18 protein-coding genes and 3 pseudogenes are annotated in these 23,254 nt (G+C 57.0%); 6 read left to right on the top strand and 15 right to left on the bottom strand.

The window, feature by feature from the left end:
• Window positions 1-15: 15 nt before the first annotated feature.
• Window positions 16-320, bottom strand: a pseudogene (locus tag ACT4MF_RS15935) (DUF6788 family protein).
• 49 nt (window positions 321-369) lie between these two features.
• Between ACT4MF_RS15935 and ACT4MF_RS15930 the strand changes: the two are divergent.
• From ACT4MF_RS15930 to ACT4MF_RS15920, 3 genes and pseudogenes are all read left to right on the top strand, one after another.
• A pseudogene (locus tag ACT4MF_RS15930) lies at window positions 370-913 on the top strand (IS6 family transposase); the annotation flags it as partial.
• 53 nt (window positions 914-966) lie between these two features.
• Window positions 967-2,922: a transposase gene (locus ACT4MF_RS15925; RefSeq protein WP_444683456.1), complete on the top strand. Its 1,956-nt coding sequence runs from the start codon at window positions 967-969 to the stop codon at window positions 2,920-2,922.
• 35 nt (window positions 2,923-2,957) lie between these two features.
• Window positions 2,958-3,692, top strand: a pseudogene (locus ACT4MF_RS15920) (IS5 family transposase); the annotation flags it as partial.
• 21 nt (window positions 3,693-3,713) lie between these two features.
• Here the strand turns inward: ACT4MF_RS15920 and ACT4MF_RS15915 are convergent.
• Window positions 3,714-4,019 (bottom strand): MarR family transcriptional regulator, encoded by a 306-nt coding sequence (locus ACT4MF_RS15915; protein ID WP_444683457.1) that lies wholly within the window; start codon window positions 4,017-4,019, stop codon window positions 3,714-3,716.
• 442 nt (window positions 4,020-4,461) lie between these two features.
• Here ACT4MF_RS15915 and ACT4MF_RS15910 point away from each other — a divergent pair, with 442 nt between their 5' ends.
• Window positions 4,462-5,781 (top strand): methyl-accepting chemotaxis protein, encoded by a 1,320-nt coding sequence (locus ACT4MF_RS15910; protein WP_444683458.1) that lies wholly within the window; start codon window positions 4,462-4,464, stop codon window positions 5,779-5,781.
• 2,171 nt (window positions 5,782-7,952) lie between these two features.
• On the opposite strand, the gene ACT4MF_RS15905 is transcribed toward ACT4MF_RS15910, so the two are convergent.
• The 5 genes from ACT4MF_RS15905 to ACT4MF_RS15885 all read right to left on the bottom strand — a co-directional run bounded on the left by ACT4MF_RS15905 (window position 7,953) and on the right by ACT4MF_RS15885 (window position 14,393).
• Entirely contained in the window at window positions 7,953-8,462 is a 510-nt protein-coding gene (locus ACT4MF_RS15905) for a hypothetical protein (RefSeq protein ID WP_137703762.1), read from the bottom strand.
• Between the two features lie 1,084 nt (window positions 8,463-9,546).
• Window positions 9,547-10,077, bottom strand: coding sequence for an HNH endonuclease (locus ACT4MF_RS15900; protein WP_137703761.1), 531 nt, complete (start codon window positions 10,075-10,077; stop codon window positions 9,547-9,549).
• Between the two features lie 347 nt (window positions 10,078-10,424).
• A complete protein-coding gene (locus ACT4MF_RS15895; protein ID WP_137703760.1) occupies window positions 10,425-10,676 on the bottom strand; it encodes a hypothetical protein in 252 nt (83 codons plus the stop codon).
• A gap of 80 nt (window positions 10,677-10,756) precedes the next feature.
• Window positions 10,757-11,146, bottom strand: a complete 390-nt coding sequence (locus ACT4MF_RS15890; RefSeq protein ID WP_444683459.1) for a hypothetical protein — start codon at window positions 11,144-11,146, stop codon at window positions 10,757-10,759.
• A 2,611-nt stretch (window positions 11,147-13,757) separates the two neighbouring features.
• The gene (locus tag ACT4MF_RS15885) at window positions 13,758-14,393 is read right to left on the bottom strand and encodes a helix-turn-helix domain-containing protein (protein WP_342765018.1); all 636 of its coding nucleotides are present in this window, start codon (window positions 14,391-14,393) and stop codon (window positions 13,758-13,760) included.
• Window positions 14,394-15,789: 1,396 nt separating this feature from the next.
• Here ACT4MF_RS15885 and ACT4MF_RS15880 point away from each other — a divergent pair.
• Window positions 15,790-15,942 (top strand): DUF7837 family putative zinc-binding protein, encoded by a 153-nt coding sequence (locus ACT4MF_RS15880; RefSeq protein WP_186313447.1) that lies wholly within the window; start codon window positions 15,790-15,792, stop codon window positions 15,940-15,942.
• Window positions 15,943-16,247: 305 nt separating this feature from the next.
• Here the strand turns inward: ACT4MF_RS15880 and ACT4MF_RS15875 are convergent, their stop codons facing one another.
• From ACT4MF_RS15875 to ACT4MF_RS15840, 8 genes are all read right to left on the bottom strand, one after another.
• Window positions 16,248-16,553, bottom strand: a complete 306-nt coding sequence (locus ACT4MF_RS15875; protein ID WP_444683460.1) for a cupin domain-containing protein — start codon at window positions 16,551-16,553, stop codon at window positions 16,248-16,250.
• Window positions 16,550-16,930 (bottom strand): cupin domain-containing protein, encoded by a 381-nt coding sequence (locus ACT4MF_RS15870; RefSeq protein ID WP_444683461.1) that lies wholly within the window; start codon window positions 16,928-16,930, stop codon window positions 16,550-16,552. The genes ACT4MF_RS15875 and ACT4MF_RS15870 overlap by 4 nt, the downstream gene beginning before the upstream one ends.
• 186 nt (window positions 16,931-17,116) lie before the next feature.
• Window positions 17,117-18,955 carry a multicopper oxidase family protein gene (locus ACT4MF_RS15865; RefSeq protein WP_444683462.1) on the bottom strand — a complete coding sequence of 613 codons (1,839 nt, stop codon included), beginning with the start codon at window positions 18,953-18,955 and terminating at the stop codon, window positions 17,117-17,119.
• Window positions 18,956-19,164: 209 nt separating this feature from the next.
• A complete protein-coding gene (nirK, locus tag ACT4MF_RS15860; RefSeq protein ID WP_444683463.1) occupies window positions 19,165-20,235 on the bottom strand; it encodes a copper-containing nitrite reductase in 1,071 nt (356 codons plus the stop codon).
• A 225-nt stretch (window positions 20,236-20,460) separates the two neighbouring features.
• Window positions 20,461-20,814: a glutamyl-tRNA reductase gene (locus ACT4MF_RS15855; RefSeq protein ID WP_444683464.1), complete on the bottom strand. Its 354-nt coding sequence runs from the start codon at window positions 20,812-20,814 to the stop codon at window positions 20,461-20,463.
• A 76-nt stretch (window positions 20,815-20,890) separates the two neighbouring features.
• Window positions 20,891-21,370 carry a redoxin domain-containing protein gene (locus ACT4MF_RS15850; protein WP_444683465.1) on the bottom strand — a complete coding sequence of 160 codons (480 nt, stop codon included), beginning with the start codon at window positions 21,368-21,370 and terminating at the stop codon, window positions 20,891-20,893.
• Between the two features lie 125 nt (window positions 21,371-21,495).
• A complete protein-coding gene (locus ACT4MF_RS15845; RefSeq protein ID WP_444683466.1) occupies window positions 21,496-21,729 on the bottom strand; it encodes a DUF2249 domain-containing protein in 234 nt (77 codons plus the stop codon).
• A gap of 71 nt (window positions 21,730-21,800) precedes the next feature.
• On the bottom strand, window positions 21,801-22,283 hold the full coding sequence (locus tag ACT4MF_RS15840; RefSeq protein WP_444683467.1) for a metal-dependent transcriptional regulator: 483 nt from the start codon (window positions 22,281-22,283) through the stop codon (window positions 21,801-21,803).
• A gap of 88 nt (window positions 22,284-22,371) precedes the next feature.
• Here ACT4MF_RS15840 and ACT4MF_RS15835 point away from each other — a divergent pair, with 88 nt between their 5' ends.
• Window positions 22,372-23,190: a UbiA family prenyltransferase gene (locus ACT4MF_RS15835; protein ID WP_444683468.1), complete on the top strand. Its 819-nt coding sequence runs from the start codon at window positions 22,372-22,374 to the stop codon at window positions 23,188-23,190.
• The last annotated feature ends 64 nt before the right edge of the window (window positions 23,191-23,254 follow it).

Genomic DNA, 23,254 nt, shown 5'->3' with positions numbered 1-23,254 from the left:
CTGTCTCAATTACCTTTACTCACTTCCTGGCTTGCCGACGTACTCCGATTTCATCGTCCCGTTCTCACGATAGTAGCGATAGAGATACGGGCCGTGATATCTGCGGGATCCCCGCTGGCGCACTTACAGCTGTCGTCGCCACAGGCAACTTTCTCTTTGACGACGATCCCACTTCCTGCGCTATCGGAGTCGTCGACGGGCTCGGCAGTCTCGGGAAGTTCGTCAGTGTCAACCGACTGGTCGCGGTACTCGATGAGCGCTTCAATGTAGATCTGTACCTCTTGGAGTGTCTCCGTATCCTGTTTAGCAGTAGTGACCAGTTTGTGGCTATGTTGGAGGTATGTAAACTATGTGGTGTTTCTGCTGCCGCCGGCGATGAAGCTAGGTATCCGACTCCATTAAACCTTCTCTTTTAAATACATTTTTAATTATTGATAATTTGGGGATCGATTGGTTTCGAACCACCGTCCATAACTGGGTTCAGAAAGCCGATCTACAGCCGCGTGGGGGTGCTGCCCCGGATCACGTTGCGATCGATGAAACAGTGATCCAGCTCAACGACGAACGATTCTGGCTGTACGCTGTCGTCGATCTCGCAACGAACCGTTTGCTACACGTCAAGCTCTCTCCAACGAGAAATTTTGCGATCTCTTCGATGTTTCTCTCCGAGCTCCGCGAGAACATCACGTCGACGATGCGATCTTTCTCGTTGATGGCGCATCTTGGCTTCACTCCGCCTGTCTCCGTCACGGGCTCCGATTCCAACACGTTATACCTGGGAATCGGAATGGCGCCAAACGTATCAATTATAAATGAAAACGACAAACTAACTAATTCTCAAACCGTTTTAGCCACGCCGAAGCAGATTCCCTCAAATTGGCTTCAAGCCTTCGCATGGAACCAGCTTGCCTGAACACTACCCCACCAGTCGAATAGGCTAATACCCCCGGTGAGAGACACCTGCTGATGGGCTTCGAACGTGACGATCTCTACCGTTATGACCCCCCTCAATATCCCAATGGCGTCGATCCATCTCTTGACCCCTTTGCTGCGTATACTCCACCCCCCACCTACGATGTCGACCAGTGGGAGGAAAAAAACCAGATCGTGGAGCTCGGTGGTAACACAGAGTACGACGAAGAGATCAAAAAGATGCTTTGGGCCCTCCGGCATTTCGAGCTACGAATAGCCCCTCAGTGTGACGAGATCGACGACTGGAACGCTCTCGACCGCCGGACCCAACGGATGTATCGTGCCGGTATTCTGAAAAAGTTCGTCGGGGGGTATCGTGAACTTGAGGAAATCTTGGAGAAGGGGGGTCCGGTCGCTCGTGAAGCCGGCTTCTTTCCCGGTGATGGCACCAACTACTCGACACTTTCGGCCGCCATCAGCGAGTTCGACGCTGACTTTCTGTCTGAGGCCGCTGAGTATAGTCGCAACGCCGCGCTCTACTCACTGACCCCCCGAGGACGCTCGTTCGATCGCGCCCCCCCGTACCCGTCGAAGCCGCGCGCCTACTACCTCGAGAATGGCGAGGAATGGACGGTCGGTATGGATCAAAAAATAACCGAGGCAAGCCGGGTCGTCGCCGAGTACATGGCACTGGTTGCTCCCTCTCTCCGGTTCGATCGCGACCGATCGGCTCCCAACTACCAGTATTCAATCGGGGACATCTACCGACTGTTAGCACACCTTGCCATCGAGCAGTGCGCCGCGAAGAACGGGGCAGAACTTCTCGCCTGGCAGTCTGATAGGGATACCCCCTCGGCCTCGACTCTCTCGGAGTACATCCCAACCTCTGGGGATTCAGAAAAGCCCGAAGACGGAAAGCCAGAAGTAGAAGACATCGAAGAGAAGTTTATTGAAGCTACCTGTCGCCTACTTGAGCGAGAGACACTCGCCCCGTCGGGACCAATCCACTTGGCCTATGACCTTACGACTGTTGGCTGGTATGGAGAAGAAAACAAATGGGTGACGGGGTCAGTCAAAAAGGATAACACAACAGAATTCTGGCACTATGCTGTTCTGTCGACCGTCTCACCCGGTCAGAATTATATTTTAGGTGCAACCCCCATCAAAGAGCGAAGCGAGAAGGCTGAAGCACTGAATCGGATGCTCCGCCAGGTTCGTCAAAACGCTGACCCTGACTTCGGCAGGATCTACATGGACAGCCAGTTGTTCCAAGCTGATGTCGTCACAACGTGCCGAGAACATGGGTTGAACTGGATGATACAGGCCCCAGAGGCGGAACTATACACCAAGATGGCTGCGAGTGCACCCCCTGGAGAGTCAGATAAGGTGAGCGATATCACATTCACCAAGTTTAATGCTTCGTATCAGACGTTTAACGCCATTATCTGTCCGATTCACGAGGAGGAAGTCGGTTACGAAGAAATCACACCGGAAACAAAACTCACTCGCTATCGCGATACAAGCAAAAGAGAGGGTGGGGGCGATAGCACCGTCTCAGAAGGGTCGGCTCCCGACGGCCCTGTACAAAATCAACTCGACGACTTCGGCGGCGATATGCCCGCCCCAAAAGATACACCAGATTACTTGGATGCTGATGAGGGGACCGGTGAAAGCGATACACACACCGTCTGGATTACAGATATGGACGTCGACGAGCGGGACCTCGACGGGCTTGGCTACCAGTATCGCCACCGGTGGAAGATAGAGACGGCTATCCGCCAACTCAAACATACCTTTCAGGGGCAGTGCCGCTCTTCGGACCGGTTGACCCGAACGGTCTACTTCGGAGCTGCACAACTATTCTTCAACTTCTGGGTCGCGCTCAATCGTGAACTTCCCTATCACCTCGGCGACCCCGGAAGATTTCGGCTCACCGGTCTCGAAACACTACACGCGCTCCGCGAGGCCGACTTCGAGGTGGGTAAACCAGGGAACAATCTATTAATCTGATAGGTATCCAACATAGCCACAAACTGGTCACTACTGGATTCGCCGACTACGCACTCGTTTCCCTCCACTGTCTGCGAATTTACCTCGATACGTCGTACCGCATGACGATCGACCTGCTCAAAGAGATGCCACAAATAACCGGAGAGATCGGCCTCAACGCGGCCGATCTCCCCGCGCCGTCCACGTTGTGTAAGGCGTTCGACCGGATCAGTATGAGCGTCTGCCGAGTGCTGCTGCGCCAGTCGGCGCAGCTGCACGATCTCTCTGAACACGCCGCGATCGACGCCACGTTCTACGACCGCTCACCAGCGAGCCGCCACTACTGCCAGCGAATCAGCTACCGCGTTCAGAAGCTCAAAGTCACGAAACTCGTCGACACAGCGTCGCAAGCCGTCCTTGACGTTCATTGTTCAACGAACCGGGAGGGAAGTGACGCCGATCTTGCTGAGCAGATCGCCTGCCGGAATGCGGGCGATCTGCGGTCTCTCGCGGCCGATAAAGGCTACGACAAGCAATCGCTCCGCGAAGGATTACGCGATCTCGGGATCAGACCGCTGATCAAGCACCGCATCTTCGCACCGTACGACCACGCACACAACGCCAGAATCGACGATAATCGCTACAATCAGCGCTCTATGACCGAAACTGTGAACTCGGCTGTGAAGCGCTCGCTCGGCTTCGCCGTGCGAGCGCGGTCATGGTTCCGTGAGTTCCGCGAGATCGCGCTGATGTGTGTCGTCTATAACATCAAACGCTTCGTCAAACAGTGAATCTCTCCGCCTTACAGCGATTCAACACGGCCCTTCGAAGAGTTTGACAGCTGCGTCAAGCGATCTCAGTCGATTCGTTAACTTATCAACTCGCCATGGCTCGATATAATAAACGCTCTCTGTCTGTTTGATGAGTCCGTTCTCGACAAGTTGAGCCACCGTGTCTGATACAGTTGCTTTGCTGTGGCCTGTTTGAGCTGCGATTTCTTGTGGTGTGAAGCCGTACTCGTGGGCTGTTACAAGGAAACTGAGAACCTCATACTCGACCGATTCTGGATTGACCGGAAAGGGCTCGTCAGTAATGAGATCATCGACGGGGACAGGCATTACATCACTTGTGTCGCTAACTGATATTACATGTTTCGCAGAACTGTATTTTTTTGGGTACTGCCCATATGGCTCTGTTGAAACCCTCTACAGGAGACATATCCTGACCTAGTTGCGGTCAACGCAGGGTACATATTTCGCACTCTGGTCAGTAGTGTATTGATACGGGGTTCGTTACAATAACAGCAGTTTCAGACGAGGCTTGTTGTACTGAAGCAGGGAATAGTACACTTAGATGATGATCAGACGCTAGGTCCTGTTAGTATGGCCTATAGCTGAATTCGCACTCTTCAGCGACCGCCTGTTTAAGATGAGAATATGTCTGAAGAATGGGATTTCAACAAAGCCGACTATATCATTTTAATTCATTCGAATTTGACAAGTCTATCAAATGTAGTAACACGGACGAAACCCACATGAACCCCGAATGACGCCTCCAGGTATGGCCGCAGCCACGGACAACGACCAGCTCCAAGAGAGTAGTGCCGAATCTGGCGGAGATTTCTGGCGGCACACCTTCGAGCAATTCATCGCAGACCTTCCTGAAGCGGCGTTTGTCGTCGACGACGCCGGCGACATCACGCAGTGGAACAGGGCAACGGCTGATCTCCTCGGCCTCCCCGCAAGCGAAGCCGTCGGGATGAACGCATACGACGTGTTCGGCACCGAGGGCGAAGACGAGACCCTCGCTGAAGAAGTCGTCCGCACGGGAACACCCATCCGCGAAGAGAAGTTCCGATCTGCCGAACGACCAGACGGCACGAAAGCACACGCCCGCGCGATTGGGACTCCGATCCAGACACCCACTGGCGAGGTCGTTGGGGCTGTCGAGCTGCTCTTCGACGTCACCACCGTCGTCGAACAGCGGGAGACACTCACCGACCTCCAGGAAGAGCTCTCGGACAATGTCGAGACATCCATGGAACAGTTGGGCGAGTCAACGACCGAAGTCGCGAATCGCTCAAACGAGATCACTCAGCTCGTCGACGAGCAAGCAGCCGAACTCGAAAGTACCCAAGGCGATGTCTCCGGATTCAGCGCGACCGTCGAGGAGATTGCGTCCAGCGCCGAAGAGGTCAGCAACCAAAGCGCGGAGTCGAGAACCCTCGCCGAAGAGTCCGTCGACACCGCGGGTGAGGTCATCGACCAGGTAGACGACACAGCCGAAAAGTCGGCTTCCGTCGCAGACGACGTCGCGGACCTCAGAGACGAGATCGAAGAAGTCGAAGAGCTTGTCGGCGTGATCAACGATATCGCCGAACAGACGAACATGCTCGCGTTGAACGCTAACATCGAAGCAGCACGCAGCGACAGTGACGGCTTCGCGGTCGTCGCCGACGAGGTGAAGAACCTCGCGAATCGCTCGCAGGACCAAGCCGACGAGATCGAAGACATCGTCGCGAGGATCAAGGCGAAGGCCTCCAAAACGACCGAAGAGGTCGAAGCAGCCAACGACGAGATCCAGTCTGCGAGAGACGACATCCAAGGCGTCCTCGAGAACCAGAAACAGATCCTAACGGCGGTCGAACAGACCGAAAGCGGGATCAGCGAGATCGCGGCCGCAACAGACGAGCAGGCAAGCGTGGCCGAAGAGATATCGAGTGCCGTCGACGACGTCTCCGAACGAGCGTTCGTCGTGAATGAGGAAATCGCGGAGATCGCGGACGAAAACGAGAGCCAAACGGAGATGGTCTCACGGCTGACCCAGCAGGTCGAGCAGATTGACCGCGAACTGGCGGAGGTCATGGACGCTTCTGTCTGAGATAGGCGTATCGTGATCGGACGGGCGGACAACCCCACCCCACGTTTCCGCTCCAAATCTCCAGAGTTTCGACGCTCCTGACTATCTCCCGCAGCCGTGGTTCTGTAGTCCACACACGGGGACCCCCAGTTTGGAGTGAGGTCCCAAAAGGACGAGAGACGATCCGACCGAGACCATATACTCGGGATCTCAGCAGACCACAGCACGAAGTATATAAAGAGAGTATAACACTAACTTCTTGTTAACCCTAAAAGACAACTACAGCACTCTAATTTGAGGTCCGCGATGTCGTCATTTCCTTCGCCGTCCCCGTCGCTTCGCCGCTCCCGTAGTATCGCTGTCTCGCTGTTGTCGCCTTCCCACCCCCACCGTCGCGTCACATCTGGTACGGTCACGGTCGCGTCTCCCCGCCCACCCACCCCACACCGCTCACATCGCGACCGCGATTCTCGATGTCGTCGACCGCGCCCCACCCCGCACTCTCGCATCGTGATCTGCCCTTCCCTCCTGTCGTCGCCACGCCGCCGCTGTTCGTCATCGGGTGTCGTGTCGTCTCGGCGGTCCCTCAATGTTGTCGCGCGCTCGGTGGTCCGTTCTTGATGGTGGTCGAGGTCGCTGTGTTGCTTCCTGGTCGTCGGTCTGGTCTCTGCTGGTCGCCGCCGGTCGTCGTTGATCCGTGTCCTCTCCGGGCCAGTCCTCGTCGTCGCTCGTCGGATTGGTGCCGCCGGGCCAGTTTCGGTGTTGGTGTCGTCAATTGCCCCTGGGGTGCTATCGATCAGCTGGTGGTCCGTCGTCGACCGTCGGGTCCGCGTTCTCGGTGTATCGATCGTCGGTCAGTCTCGTCGGGTTCGGTCGTCGTTTCGAGTGGTCGGTTGTCTCGCGTCGCCGTCGACGTTGTAGTGTTCCGTCGTCCCTGGTCGTTACTCGCCTGTCGTCGGTCCCTGTTCATCGCCTCGCATCCGCTGTCCCCTGCGCCGCTCACTCAGGGTTCCATCCACTATCATATCCTTGATAGTCTCCTCCTCGTCCGCCTCCCGTCTCCCCCACTTTCCCCCGCCTGTTTCTTGGCTCCGGCCCGAATCGTTCGCTACGCGACTATCCACTGAACTTCATCTCCCCTGAACCCTAATTGTGTGAATTCGGCTGAACTGCGACGGGGGTAGGAGATTGCTCCATAGGGCCTCTAAAGCTATCTCTGGTTATGGCTGAACAACGACGCCCGATTTGGTTGGTAGCGGTTTCATGAAGCACCCCCCGCAATCTCGCCGCCTTCCTGTCATTAGATGACCTGCCAATATAGATATGAAATTAATGAATCATACCCCCAATCCCGCCGCCTTCTTGTCATTATAGGATATTTGTCGGTGGTTGGTGGGTTCAAATCCAGTTCATGAAGCACCCCCGCAATCTGGCCGCCTTCCTGTCATTACGCACTTCATGAAGCACCCCACCAACCCCGCCGCTGTCTTGTCATTACGGTAGGTCGATCGCTACTTGATGGATTTAGAATTACTTCATGAAATACCGCACCAATCCCGCCGCCGTCTTGTCATTACGTACTTCATGAAGCACCCCACTAATCTCGCCGCCTTCTTGTCATTACGGTAGGCCAATCGGTACTTGATCGATTCAGGATTGGTTCATGAAGCACCCCACTAACTCCGCCGCCGTCTTGTCATTACGCACTTCATGAAGCACCCCCACTAATCCCGCTGCCGTCTTGTAATTATAGCCTCAAATTTCCCCCAAAACCATATAGGATATGATAGAACGCTTGGTGGCGGTAGCAATAATGGGCAAGAACTGTGGTTGCTGGAAGCAGGTTTTCTATTGAGTACCGATCTACACCTTTGCTTTCTGAAAGTCTTGGCTTGGAGCTGTTAGGACGGGGATTTGATGCTAATTCGTCTCTAGTTCCACGCTGTTGTGTCGCCAGTTTGTTTCCAATTCAACGCTGATGTGCCGGTAGTTCGTCTCCAGTTCTACGGTGATGTATTCCCAGTTCGTCTCCAATTCAACGCTGATGTGTCGCTGGTTCGTTTCCTAGACTAAGTATCCGCAGAGGGGGGTTAGAATACTGGGCTGTGTTACGATGGCTGATGTCGGGTCGATCTAGAGACGGGACGAACGACGCAAAAAGAATAGCTGGTCTCGGAGCGCACGTCGACTGTCTACGGACAGAGCCAGTCCGGCGATCTATCGTGTTTGTGTGGGAGCCTAGTTAGGTGTGTAGCCGTGCTAGGTCTCGTCAGTAGATGTTGATGGTGGGCAGCCGCGTAGATCTCTCCGTCTTCATCGAGGTCGATAACCAACCCACCAGGGACGTTATCGCCGCCGATGTCGCCGTTCCATTCCGGTGAATACCGAATAGTTTGGTCCACGGAGAGATCGTGTTCTTTGAAGAATCCCGTTGCGGCGATTACCGTACTCCCATCGCTGCGTTTGAGCGAGTAGACATCACCCCGATCGTAATCTGCTGATAGCGGGATGAGTGCGACCTCATTATTGGCTTCGTTGTACGCGAGGATGACGGCTTCTTTTCCCTTGAGATGCTGTTCAACTACTGTTGAATTTGGCGCGAGGTGGCTATCTGTGCGGAAGGAGATGTACTCACGGCCGTGGAAGATGTCGAAGCCCTCATCGGTGGCGTTAGACCGAAATATTCGTTCCTGCTTATCCATAGATTGTGTTGTAAGAACGTGAGAGGTCAGGGGAATTCAGTCGTTGTGAGTTTCCACGGGACAGCCGTGGTCGGCGATCCGTTCTGGTAGACCGGCCGCTCCGCAGACGGGACACTCAACAATCGGTGTCGGTGGAAGGCGTTGACACTGCTCACGTGCTGCCTCAAGATGCGCACGGACGACAGTCGACTCACACCGCATGATTGCTTGTGCGTGTGCGAGATGTATATCGAGTGCTTCGCGAGCCGTCCGTTCCCGTATGCGTCGGCGGGGACTAGTCATCGCTGCCTCCATGGGAGCCAGCGAGACGCAGTTGAACGTCGAAACAACGTGGCAGTAGTATGTTGTAACGTCCGTTCATGTGGTCAAGGCGGGAACGGCGGGCGACCACGTCAGCACCATCGTGTGCTGGGCTGTGGCTGAGTCACCCCTGTTATTCCCACCTCACCCCACTCGAGAGTTACAAACGGCTCGTCTCGCAGCGACCCACCCAAGCAGGCTCCAACCCCTGTTCTCTCCGACCGGATACGGTTCACCAGTTGTCCACTTGTCAGCTGTGACTACTGAACAGATCTGAACGAGAGCGTGCTCACCATTCTCCTAAACCAATAGATCTCAACACAGGACCTGTAATCCCGGCGGGGGTGCTCCCGTAGCCAGTAAGAGCAGTAAAGCGCAATCGACAGCCTGTCGGCTGGAGGAGGGGGGTAGCTACAGTGTTGCTCACTATAGACGGGAGTTCCCCGTCAACATCCGCCTCGGAGCCTCGCAGTCGGTAGTACCGAGTGAATCATGTACTTCAGATGCCGTTGTCAGCCGACCGACGCCCAAGCCACTACTTCCCAACTGGAGTGAGTGGCTCGACCACGGTGACGGCCTGATCGCTTCTTAGGCGACCTACATGGGTTGTAACCCTTGACTCACCTCTACCTGCCGCATGCGACAGGTGGTTTCTCCACGCTACTAGGGCATACTTAGTTTGAGGTTATCCCTAACCATATAAGAAGTTTAACACTTTTCTAAAAGTCGACTCTAGTGGGCGCAGAGACCCTTTACCGTGAAAAATAACCGCTAAGATCAGCCGCTACGACGTGGCGGTGCCGTCGTCGTCACAGTCGCCGCCATCGTCGTCTTGGGCGGACTCGTCACAATCATCGTCAGCATGATCGTCGGGAAGCAAGTCGATATCAGGTGCTTCAAACTCATCAGGGTCGAAGCCCTCGCGTTCATGAACGAGATACTTTACACTCACTGGGACGCCCCCATCGTCGCCGAACTGGTTCACAGCTTCTTCACGAGTCAGGCGTGGCCCCTCGTAGTATTCGTGGTGGTACTCGTTCCATGCATGACGGTGTTCGATCGGGAGCTGTCGATGCCATATCCGGTAGGGTGGCTCGTCCACCTTGTGGATGTGGACGTGACAGCTCTGACACAGCGGGATCACGTTCTCGACACGCTGATCCGTATCGTCGCCGTTGACGTGGTGAAAAGAGAGTTTGTCCTGGTTGCGCGCTCCGGAGTTAGTTTCAAGCCACTCTTCTACGGTTCGACCGCAGACCACGCATTGCTGGCCCCAACGGTCGAAGACTGATTGTTCAAGATGTTCTGGTCGCATTAGTTGATGTTGAATGGCCGCTCGCGTGGCTGGTCGTCTGGACCCTGCCGGCAGTGTGTGTCCACACTATGACGCGAGCGGCAAACTGGTTAAAAATCGAGACGGCTCTGTGGGAGCTCTCTCCCGTGCGGTGCTTCCCTTTTGACTGTTCACCTCACCCAAATCGAGAAATAAAAACAGACTCCACAGACCGATCACCGCCCACCAGACGCGATACACGCTAGCTAACATTCTTGTAGCGCACTACAGAGAAGTCACAGCTACCGGGAGACAGTCCCTCTCGGGAGTCGGCGATTCGTCGTCTGGACTGCCGGGGTCTGGGGTAGCAGCTTCGGCGTCGGTTTCGGTCAGCCCGTCGACGACGGTTCCGTCGTATTCTCGAAGCTCGTCGATGTTGTACTCATAGTAATGTTGACCTCGTCGAAGTGGGGCGCAGTGCCGTCCTCGTACGCTTCGATCTGGTCGAGGGTGAACTCGGCCATTTCTGCCTCCCACCTCTCTCGAGTCGGTTCGCCGACGATGATGAGTGCCTCGGGATCGACTGAAACGTTCGTCTCGCTCTCGTCTGTGGTGTAGGTGTTCGGCTTCCCGATCACCATCAGATGGTGGTGGGTGCCGAGCTGCTTCAGTGTGAAGTACTCGTTCTTGTTATATCGCTCATCGCCCCCCCCCCCCTCGATCAGTCGTCGTCATCCCCTGCCCCGACCGCATCCCGTTCGTCGAGGACCTGGTCCCGGACAACTGCCTCCTCGTCCGATCGGTCTGGATAGCTCCCGGCGCTCTGAAAGTACGGCAGTGGGCTGTCGGCTAACTCCACACCAGCGACGCCGGCGGGCAACGACCGTTCGCTGACTGTTTCGAATCGGTCCTTAACTTCGTCCGTTGCGGTCGACCCCACATTGAGGCTGTCGATGAGGTGATCGAGCTTCGCGTCTATCTGTTCGTAGCGGTACCGCATCTCGCGTGCGTGGACCCCCTCCCGGAGGAGCAGTTCGATCACTCTGCTCTTCGGGATGTCATGGTGGGCGGCCATCGCTTCGAGAACGCTGTTCAGATCCTCGTCTACCATCGCGCTAATTTGGTCTCCCATACCGACTCGATTTGCTCCCACGTAGTAAGTCGCCTTCCGGGCGAGTCTTTGTGGGACATCAACTGCGCTTCGCTCCCACCTACTCTTTGGGGATTCCCTCCTCTTCTGCCGACCCCGGCTACTCCCCGCCCCCGAGTCGCCATCTGGCCCCGCCCTGATCGTCCACGTCGGCTCCGTCCTGAACGATCTGCCTACGGCAATCTGGGGGGATCGAGTTTTCGCTCCACCCTCCATCTCCCCTTCCCCCTTCTCGCCTCTCTCGTCTCCTCGCCGATTGCTGCGCTCTGCTGAACGGTCGTCGATAGCTGTTCCTCGCTGCGGTGGTTTTGGATCGTGTCGCTCGTCGCCGCCCCACCCCCACCGTCGAGTCGCTCTCGCCGCCCCCTCGTCGACGTCGCCGTTGTCTTCGCCGTCCCCGTCGCTTCGCCGGCCCCGCAGTGTCGTTGCCTCGCTGCCGTCGTCGCCCCTCTCCCCCCACCGTCGCTTCGCGCTCGGTGCGGTCTCGATCGCGTCTCCCGCACACCCACCGTCACCGCTCACATCGCGACCGCGACTCTCGACGTCGTCGACCGCGCCCCCACCCCGCACTCTCGCATCGTGATCTGGCCCCACCTCCTGTCGTCGCCCCGCCGCCGCTGTTCGTCGTCGGGTGTCGTGTCGTCTCGGTGGTCCCCCTCGTCGCTGCGCCCTCGTTGGTCCGTCTTCGATGTCGGTCGTGGTTCGAAGTCGTTGTGTCGCTTTCTGGTCGTCGGGTTGTCCCCGCCGCTCGTCGTTGGTCGGTGTCCCTGCTGGTCCGTCCTCGCCTGTCGCCGCTCGTCGAGTTGTCGCCGTCGGAGTGGTCTTGTTGGTAGTGTCGCGGATCGCCTCTGGGGTGTTGTCGATCAGCTGGTGGTCCGTCGTCGAGCGTCGGGTTCGCTTTCTCGTTGTGCCGATCGTCGGTCATCCCGGTTGGGGTCGTTCGTCGCTTCGGGTTGATCGATGTCTCCTGTCGCCGTCGACGCTGGTGGCTCTTCCGTTGTCGTCTCTGTCGCTTCGACTGTCGGCTGGTGTCTTCCCCCGATGTCGGTTCCTCTTCACCGCCTCGTGCCCCCGTCTCTCTGCGCCGCTCACTCAGGGTTCCAGCCACTATCATATCCTTGATAGTCTCCCCCTCGTCCGCTTTCCGTTTCCCTCGTTTCCCCTCGTCCGTTACCCGGCTCCGCCCTGACTCGTTCGCTACGCGACTATCTACTGAACTTCATCTGCCCTGAACCCTAATTGTGTGAATTCGGCTGAACGTACACGGGGACGAGAGATTCCTTTATAGACTCTCTGAAGCACTCTCAGCGTATGGCTGAACGTACACGCCTGATTTTGTGGGTGGTGTTCTATATACGAACCCCTCGAATCCGGCCGCCATCTGGTATTTACAGGAAAAGACAGATAGAATACCTAAATTAATAGAGGAGGTGTCAATCGCAACGCCATCTGGTATTACTGGGGAATTTGAATCAAGATCACCGGCTATATACAGAATGCCGCAATCGCCGTGCTGTCTGGTATTTACGAGACTATATACGAGACGGCCGTATCACGCCACCGTCTGGTATTTATGCTGGTGGTTCGCGTATCGCACCTCGTGTTCTGAGAATTAATACACAGCCCCGCAATACCGGTGCCGTCTGGTATTTACGAGACTATATACAAGACGGCCATATCATGCCGCCGTCTGGTAAATAGGTAAATGCCAGGTGGTCGTGCGATTGGGACTTGCTAATTAATACGCACCTGCCGAATACCGGTGCCGTCTGGTATTTACGAAACTATATACGGACTACCGCAATCCCGGTGCTGTCTGGTATTTACAGGGTCAGTTGGGCTGTGAAAATCATACTAAATGTGGTAGGAAGCACAGAGTAGTGAGGTGATCGAGCCGGTAGCTATCGCGAAAGGAGTGAGGCTGACTTGAGAGGTGTGGGGTGTGAGGACGCTGGCACAAGTTAGTCTTCGATAGCTGAGAGCTAGAGAGTCAGTATTGGTGTGGCTTGCTGAGAATACTTCGTCGAGGGGTTGCGTTCTACTCGTGTGTTAGCCTTGTATTGAGGGTCGGGGGGTCGCGCTCTATTCGTGAGTCATTTTTGCGTCGACAGTCGGGGGGTCGCGCTCCATTCGGGAGTCATTTTTGCGTCGACAGTCGGGGGGTCGTTTTCCATTTTCGCGCCAGGAACCGCTGAAGTGGGAAAATCGGTAGGAGAAACTGATCGCATCCCGCTGGGTCGAAACAGCAACTCGATAATATCGCTCTCGGAAGTGCGATTCCGAGTTTGAGGGATTCGATGGTGATGAGCGAGTATGGGACACGCTTCTTGTACCTCAACGGCCAGTGGATAGTGAGCCTGAAGAGAGTCGTCCAATAGTTTTGCGTCGAGAGTGAGACAGGCGTGGGTGAGGAGTCGTGTGGGAGATGGCCGGGGGTGCTAGTGTATTTAGGAGTGGGTTAGTGTGGGGCGGGCGTGTTGTTTGTCTGGAACTTCGGCCTGACGGTGTCTACATTAATCGGGCTGAGTGTCTCTTTCACCACGGTCAGTTTCATTCTGAACGTGGTCTGCCATTATATACGGAGGACAGGTGATTCGCGAGTATAGATTATCTTCTGCGACGGTGAGTTACGTTTCAAAGTAATCTGGGGGTGGGTTGTAAGTCGGTTCTTTATTTTAGTCATATATTGATGAATATCACGAAGGTCGACGACATCAATATCAGTTAGACGGTTTACTTTTGCGCGCAGTTCCTTGCTCGTTATCTGGCCATCCTGAATGAGTGTCCATAAGATATCGCGAAAGATGGACTCCAAGACTTGTTGCTCTTCGCTCGTTCCAGATTGACAGACACGTGAAACTACGGTCGAGACATCATCGGTACCGAATTCGATCGAGAGTGATGACGGCTTTGGGAACACTTCATTAGTAGTAGCATCGTGCTGACTACAGTTGGTAACTGAGGACACTAATTCCGCTGGCTCATACGATTCAACCAGATCTTCAGCTGAAACATGAGATGAGTCAACGGCAGCACTGCGGTACAACCCTCGATGTACACGATCAACGTGTCCTTCATTCTGAAGATGTCGTAGTCGTTGACTCACGTATGACTGGTTTCGGTTGAGTTCATCGGCTAAATATCGGGGGGTACATCGCCCCTCTCTGAGCTTTGCTAAAATCAGCTGGTCAGTCTTGTTCAAATCCATCTGAGTACCACCATGTCATGAACTAATGACTAATTAGATGTTAGATATTGTGGTCTCGTAATGTCATATAACACATTGTTAGAAACGGGATAGAAGACCTAGAAACACCGATAATTTGCTGTGTTGATCCGATAGAAAGCCGCTATATTATGAGCGTGTGAACTAGGACATGGGACGTAAGAGACTGACCGCCACTTTTCGACGGAGCACGTTGTATTGGCTAATCGTACTTCCGAGATTTAACCCTAGTTGAGGTCAACATCGTACCGTAGGCTGATCCGTACTTGCCGCAATTTGGTAACGCCGTCGGACAGATACACCAGTCTCACCGTTTCTGAGGAAGTATTTGAGCAACTGATCGCCATGATGATCGAGTATGACTCTAGAAGTATTGCCGACGTAGTTGGGACTGTGTCAACGGCTGCGCTTGAGCGAGATCCGGCGCTTCTACGTAGAAACACGGAAAGGGGCCGTTGAGTTGTACCCACAGCGAATTAACTACGCCAACTAGGACTCAGATCGCTGGACGGCGGCAGGTGTACAAAATGTAAAATCGTCTTTCCGCAGCTCTACACAAGAGCGACCCAGATTAACCAACATTGTCACTTCACCGCCCGGATTGTAGTTAAGATTGACCGCGTCCCGTCGGGCGTCCTGACAGTTCGGTGCGTCAGACACGTTGCTGGCGGTTTACCTATCGGATCGAACACGCCCGACTGCGTCGACATCGGGTGTCGGTCGCGCCGCCAAAGTGGCTCCACACATCAGTATAACGTGGATCTCCCGACTTCTGGTACTGTCACCTTATGTAGCATCTCGACCTAATTACGGACCTGAGTATACATAAGGTCAATCGCCACCTCGGCGCTCTCGCGGTCGACCGACATCCTCGACCGCACACCCGGTCTCCTCGGGCAGTCTCTCGCCACAGCCAACGCCGAGATTCAGACCGCCGGGAGGGCCCTCCCGGCGTACACCCCGCTTTTGCGTCCGTTGAACCCCGCTTTTGCGCCGAGCAGCGCAACACCGACGCATTTCTCCTGATTGACGACATTAACCGATGTATCCCAACCGCGGTAGTCTACTCAAATCTGGAAGCGCTCTATTTCATCCGACCCACATGTGGGACACTCATCTGCCCCCGATGAAAGATTCTCACCGCACTGGCGGCTCTCCACGACTACCTCAGTCTTGTCACCGAGTAGTAGCCGTGTAAGTACTGTGCGGACACTCATGGGATCCAGAGTTCTGGTGGTTGTGAGTTAATCCTACTGGTGATCTGTATTCCCTAGAAATTCGGTGCGTTCGACCCGAGTAGCCGCCAAAGGCTTACGTTCAAGGCCGATTGACAATTGTTTGGAAGGAACACTGTCACACGCCTCTTCCATCCCTTTCCATGACCGCTGACGAATCATCTCTCGGTCATTGCCCGGAATGTGGTGAGGACATCTCGGAGGCGTGGATTCTTGTTGAATATGAGAAGGACGACGGCACCAAGGGCGTGTGGGCCGAGTGTCCAGTGTGTGAAGATGTTGTAGCACCGGAGTAGTCGCAGACAGCGGAATAAAGTGTTCTTCGTCGCGCCTCTAGTATAAGTTCGAAAAGTGGAGATTTCAGCGGAAGTTAGGTGTCTCTGCTCGGGCAAAGTTCCATAGCATCACGGATCAGATGTAGTTGAGATACTGGAGCAAGCGTTCTGCCTTGGCGATCTAGAGGCAGACGCGACGCATTTTCCCTCTGAGACCAAGGTTGCAGTCTTCAGCGACCGGTAGTTCCTTACCATAGTGCGTCTGAAGACCGAGGTTTCACCAGAGGTAGTCTCCCGTGTACAGAGGCAGTACCACTCTCCTCTGGCTACTCGTCTGACCGAGACGCCAAGACGATTAGTGCAGTGCTATCCTCGACGGCATGGGGAGCGATCTCTTGGTCCCCGTCGAAGCAAGCCACGTCGCCTGCCGACAGCTCATGTGTCTCGCCGTCGATTTCCAACTCGATCGTCCCCTCGATGAGATGGAACACGATTTTGCGGTCGGGATGCGAGTGAGGAGCGACTTCGCCGCCCGCGTCGAGAGTGAGTCTGATCGTCTTCGGTTCATCGTCGGGGAAGACGTTGGCGTGGGGCTGTCCGTTCAGTTCGTTGAGGGTGTGTATCGTCGTCATGTATCGGTCGGATCGAATTCGTCGGTTCGGAGTCCTCGGCGGACCGGTTCGTGTTCGGCGTCGGTCGGCGGTGGAGCGGTGACGAGCAGCGCTTCGAGCCGCGAGTCGTCGTCGGCCTTGACACCGCGGTCGGTGTCCGCTCCGACGGTCACGACATCTCCTGGTTCGACGCGGTGTTCCGCATCCCCGTCGCGGATGAGCCCGGTGCCGGAACGGACATCGATCACCACGTCACTTGATGGAGCGTGAACCGGGATAAACTGTCCCGGTTCGAAATAGCCGCAGACGACTTTCACCCGTTCGCTCCGAAATACTTCGACTGTCGAGAACTTCTCGTCGTCGTACGTCCGTTCCGCGTCGAAGTCAACGGCCGTCATACCGGATCACCCGTTCGGCAGGCGCCGCGGTCGTTTGTCCGGACCGCCGCTCGGGCGCCGGCGATGGACGATTTGCCCGCTCGATGATTTTTAGGTTGGCCTAAATTCATGCGACTCAACCTGCGGCACGGAGCGGTAATAGGGTTGGGACGAACATGTTCCCGTCAGAACGGCCCCCGTCGACGACTACTCGCTTCCACCCTCGTCATCGGGCGATCGAACCTTGAACGGTCGCATCATGTCGTGGTCCTCGTGTTCGATCATGTGACAATGCCACATGTAATCGCCTGTCTGATCGGAGAACAGCCCCTTGAACTCCCCGAAGTGTGCGATCACGTGCACCACATTACCTGGGTCGACGGTGACCACGTCGTTCCATCCGAGTTCGTACGACTCGGGGGCGTCGAGCGCGTCCAGATCGATGTCGTCTTCGGCGGGATCGTAATCAGCGGCCGACTGCCGTCCCAACACCTGGAAGTGAACGAGGTGGAGATGCATCGGGTGGGACATCCCCGTGAAGTTGGCGAGACTCCAGATCTCGGTGTCGCCGAGCGTCGGGGTCTCGGTGACCGGGTCCGTGAGTTCGTACCCGGTCTTTTCGTTGCGAGTCCCGAGCGCGTAGAGGGGCCGATCGTACTCGTCCGTTTGTCGGGCGAGCGTGAGGAAGCGTTCGGTGTCGACGGACTCCATCGGAATATCGGGGACCTGCGTCAGTTCGTCTGGGAGTTGCGTGGGCTCCTGCTTGCTCTCCGCGGCTGCCACGTCGATGAGCATGACCTCCGGGAGGGGTTCGGCGTCGTCCGGCCCGATTCCGCTCGTCCCGCGATACTTCGCAGGGGCGTTATTATGCAGGAGCAGGGTCTCGCCCGCGTACTCGCTGAAGTCGACGACGACGTCCGCGCGCTGACTCGATCCGAGTTCGAGGCGGTCAGCGGTCTCGACCGGTTCCGAGAGGAGCCCGCCGTCGTTCCCGATCTGGACGAACGGCGGCCCCGCATCGCCCGTCTCGCCAGATTTCTCGTCGTATTCGAGCAACTTGAGGTTGTAGTATCGGCTGTTGGCACCGTTGAGTAGGCGGAACCGGTACTGTTCGGGATCGACGGACAGTCGGGGCCACGCCTTCCCGTTGACCGTCGACGTGTCGCCGTAGAACTGAGGGACGATGCTTGGGTCGGGATGTGAATCGTTTTCATCCCCTTCTGTCGCCGGGACGTCCGTCGGGTAGTACAACGAGCCGTCCTCGTTGAAACTCCGGTCCTGCAATACGAGTGGGATTTCGTTGTCGCCCGTCGGGAGGTCGAGCTCTCGCTCGTGATCGTTCCGAAGCAGATAGAACCCCGCGAGGCCGGCGTAGACGTTCAGCCGCGTGATACCGAGCGAGTGGTCGTGGTACCACAGGGTTGCGGGCGGCTGGTCGTTCGCGTAGTAGTAGTCCTTCTTCTCGAAGTCCGGGCCCGTCTGTTCGAAGTCGCGGGTGAACCACGCCTGCGGTTTCCCGTCACTCTCGTGTTCGACGTTGCCACCGTGGAGGTGCGGGACGACGCGGGCACCCGGCTCGTCATACGGGATGATGTCGCCGTGGATCGTCGGATCCTCCGGGAGCAGATGTTCGTCGGGCAGATGGTTCTGCCACCGAACGTAGATCGGTTCACCCTGCTCGGCCTCAATTGTCGGTCCGGGAAACTGGCCGCCGTAGCCCCACAGGGTCGTCGGTGGGAGGTCACGGTGGAGTTTCTGTTCGATCTCGGCCATCTCCACCTCGTAATGTGGCTGACCATCTTTCGTTCCGCTCGGCTCGATAACGCCCGGGCGAGGTACCTCGTCGACCCATCGTTCGAGATCCGGAGACGTATGAGTCACGTCGGATGCTCTTTCGGTGGCTTCCCGCTCTTTTGCAGCGACCGGGGCGCCGATACTCTTCCCGGCGCAGCCCGCGAGTGTCGCGGCACCGGTGAGACCCACAGCTGCGAGAACTCGCCGCCGTGCCACACCATTCCGGGAACGTCCAGCCTTGTCACCAACCATGTACGCGCTAGCCAGTTCGTACAAATAGGGGACCGGGCAAACCCCATTTAATGAGATTAGTTCGAACATGTTCGCCGACAAAGACAGCGTATCTGAATCAAAAGTCTTCTCTCGTCAACTCCTCCAACGAATATCCTCCCCGTTCGGCCCTTCCAAATCAAGACGCCGGACAAGCTACTTGGAACCAGAATTTGGCGAACTATCGGATCCTACTCGTCGGCTCCGGGGTCGTACACGTCCGGGTTCGGCTCGCCGTCGACGTCGACGACCGCGAGCGCGCCGCGGCGTCCGGCCCGCGAGAGCGCGTGGTCGACGATCTTGATCGGTCCCGGAACCGGCAGCTCCATCTCGCCGACCGTTGCCGTCCCAGACGCGACCGGCGTGGTCTCGACGTATCGTCCGGGCGGGGAGACGAGGTCTCCGTCGCGGTACAGCCGCGACCAGACGTTCCCTATCGGGTGCCACGAGCTGGACTGATTCGGGCCGCCGTTCACGAAGAACACGCGGACGGTCTCGCCGACTCGAGCACCGATCGCGCCGCGCCGATCCTTCGTGAAGCCGTGGTGTTCGCCGTTGAACACGACGTACGTCGGATCCTCGGCGAGCATCGCGCCGTGGTCGAAGGCGTGGTGGCCCTTCTCGCCGAGGTCACCCGTCGTGTACAGCTCGTGCTGGCCGAGGTAGAGCTCGCGGTCCACCGCCGGCAGTCCCTCTTCGGGCTCGACGAGGATTGCGCCGAACATGCCGGAGCTGACGTGGTGGTCCATCGCTGGCACCGCGCAGTGGTAGGTGAATAGACCGGGGAACGCGGCGCGGAAGCTCAGTTCCGCGGCGTCGTCGCCGGGTACCAACGTTGTGTCGACGGCTCCGCCGCCCGGACCGTACACGGCGTGGAAGTCGACGTTGTGGATGTCGCTGTTGTCGTCGGCTGGCACCTCGAATCGGAGGTTTACGGTGTCGCCCCGGCGGACCCGGATCATCGGCCCGGGGACCTGCCCCTCGAACGTCATGTACTTGAACGTGACTCCGGGCTCGATTTCCGCGACGGCTTCCTTCGTGCGAAGGGTGATGTCGTGTTCGCGCGGCTCGTCCCAGTCGACGGGGGCCGGCACGTCTGTCGGGTCCGCTGCAATCCGGTTGACATCGACCTCGCGTGCGGGGTCCAGTTCAGGGACGACTTCCTCGTTCGCGTCCTGCGATGGCGGTGTCTCCGCGTTCACCGGCGCGCCGATACAGCCGGCCACGGCGCCGACCGCTCCGATCCCGAGTGCTGCAACCATCTTCCGCCTGCTGAGGTCTTGTGACATGATGCTTCCCATCTCAGCAGAGGCGCCCTAGTGACATATATAATATATACTATTCCCTAATATCGGGGTTAAAACGACTATCTACCACCATATACGGGGCCTTAAATACTTAATAAGAATGGTGAGTACGGAATCAAACGGAAGTGGTTCTCGAGCCGTGGTCCATGAACACACCCGGGCCACACGAAGATGAACGTATCACGGCTGCTCGCACTTATTGTCAAAATGGCTTTCTGGAATGAGATTAAACAGTCGTGCGACAGCGCGGGCAGTTGCTTGCTTGTTTTGAGTACGTTCGTTCAGTGGTGACTCAAAGTTCGCAATTAGCCGCCGAGAGAGAGTGCCCCCGAGCAGCCGGACGGTTTGCCGTTGTTCGTCGGTGAGGCCATCCTGCGTCTCGAGTTTGGAGAGCGCCTTGCCGACCTCACGGCGTTCGATCCGTGCCGTACGATGTTGTAACCGTCTCCGGACGCGGCGGGCGTCGATCTCAGTATCAGATACGTTGTCGCGACGATTCCGCTGCGGTTCAGTGTTATGCCGTTCAGAGGTCATAGTCGAATACAGAGTACCCTTGGAAGGAGAACTACGCGATCATGAGCAGGGATCTGTCTGTCGTAGTGGAATCGCTCTACTCGGTTACCGTCTTCACGGCCTCGAGCAGCTCCTCGTAATCCGGCTCATTTGTTGGATCGTCTGCGATCCACCGATACGTCACCGTCCCCGTCTCATCGAGTACGAACACTGCTCGATTCGCGATCCCGTACAGTCCGAGCTCTTCGATATCGATCTCAAGATCGTACTGCTGGATCACGTCACCGCTCATGTCGCTAACGAGATCGAATTCGATTCCATATTCGTCGCGGAAGGCCCCCTGAGAGAACGGTGAATCGGCGCTCACGCCGAAGACCGTCGCTCCGGCCTCTTGGAAGGCCTCGAGATTGTCTTGAAGCGCGACCATCTCATTCGTACACGGTGGCGTGAACGCGCCCGGGAAAAACGCGAGCACAGTCGGTCCGTCACCCAGGTGGTCTTCCAATTCGAACGTCTCGTGATCACTCGTTCCACGCGTCGCGGTGAACAGCGGTGCAGTATCTGAACGTTCAACCATCAGGATGCATTTCTTGTTGGCCAAAGGATAAGCTTTACACGAACATGTTCGGAGTGAATCGAGTCCACGTGGGTACCGGTTCTGAAGCGGTCATGTTGGGAATCGACAGATTTCTCGAAATCAGGTCACTCGTGTCGGATCTCAATATACCACACGTCGGACCCGTCAGACGTCGTTTCGTACTGGAAGCCGCGTTCTTCGAGGACCTGATACAGCGGCTCCGGCTCGAAGCTGTTGATCAACAGTAGCGTCTCGTCGTCGGAGAGCGCTTCGAGCTCGGCCATGATGTCTCCAAACGGTTCTCCATCGATTTCTCGGACATCCAGACGTCGATCGGTTTCGTTTCGCTCGGCGGCCATATCTGTTCAAGCATCGACGAGAGGGTGGGTGTTCCCCCGAACGTATTCGGGGACGTACCCGTCGGTAGTTTTCAACACTCCGTGCCTGCGAACGGACACCGTTCGACTCCAGTTGATGCACCCACAGCGCACGTGTTCGACGTTCCGTCTACGAGCACTTGCAGGCGTTCAATCGCCTCGTCCGGAAGCACGTATCCGATTCGGTAGCCCACTTCGAGGGGCATGTCGAACCCCGTTCGACGGCGGAAGAACGTCCGGACGGCGCACTGACGCGCTTCGAGTTCCAACGCGACCTCCCTCCCGTGATCGGTGAGTTCGACTCCCGTTTGCTTCTCGTGTCGGAGGATCCCAGCGTCGGCGAGTCGCTTGAACATCTCCGTCACGCTCGAGGGCGCGACGTTGAGGCGTTCGCTCACCTCCCCGGTCCGAACCCAGTCGTCGCGGTCGGTACCGAGCCGCCTGATGGTGACAAGATACAGCCCGCCGTTCCGATCGACGCAGGCGGTGGGCCGCACGCAGCCGCAGAGGTCCGCCTGTGCGTGGTCGATAGCCATTATCGTACGTCCGACGTGCACCGGACATGAGGGTACCTCCGAATATGTTCGGCGGAAACGACGCAGGGTCCGAAGCCGGACCGGAGGTATGGATCGACCACGCCTCACGACGCTGCTGACCTGGTCAGTCGTGGGGACGTACCTACTCGTCGCACTCGGAGCGACCGCCGCCGCGGACGCCGGCCCAGTGGTCGCCGCGGTTCACCAGGCCTCCGCGGTGGCCGTCGGCGTCCTGCTTGCTGCCACGGCGCTTCTCGCCCATCGAACGATGGCCTCACGCGGTGTCCGTGTCGGAACAATCGCGGTGTTACTCACGTACTTTGCACAGGCCGGTATCGGGCTCGCAGGCCGAGCAGACGTAGTACCCTTCGACGGCGGGCTCCACCTGTTGGGCGGGATCGCAGTGTTCTCCGTCCTGCTCGTGACGCTCGTGATTCGAGTAGAGACGACCGCGAAGGAACCGGTTGAGGACGGCTTTCCAAACGGAACAGGCGACCGCGTGTCGCCGGCCATGTCGGAAGAAGGCGCTCCGTCTCCGGTGTCCGAAACGGAGTTACCTCGATTCCGCGACCGCGTTCGGGCGTACCTCGAGTTGACGAAGCCCCGATTGATGTGGCTGTTGTGCCTGCTCGCTCTGGCGGGAATGGGACTAGCCGTCGCGGCCGGCGCCGAACTCGACGGCGTGTCGGTCGTTGCGACCCTCGGGGGCGGCGTCCTCGCGATCGGGGCGTCGGGTACGTTCAATCACGTGTACGAGCGCGACCGCGACCGCAAGATGCGACGGACCTCCGACCGACCGATCGCGACCGATCGGGTCGGCGTTCGACGCGCGACCGGCTTCGGCGTCGCGCTCGTCATCGCCTCGATGGCAGTGATGGTCGTATTTGTTAACATGAGGGTGTCATAGAACTCTTGTCACACCGTGATGATCGTGCTCCCCGGATTGTCTCCGCGTTCGTAGTTGGTGATAG

It is taken from the genome of Halorubrum sp. FL23 (assembly GCF_052439115.2).
In the GTDB taxonomy this organism is placed as follows: Archaea; Halobacteriota; Halobacteria; order Halobacteriales; family Haloferacaceae; genus Halorubrum; species Halorubrum persicum.
Note: the sequence above shows the minus strand (reverse complement) of the source record. Positions and strands in the feature narration are given on the sequence as shown.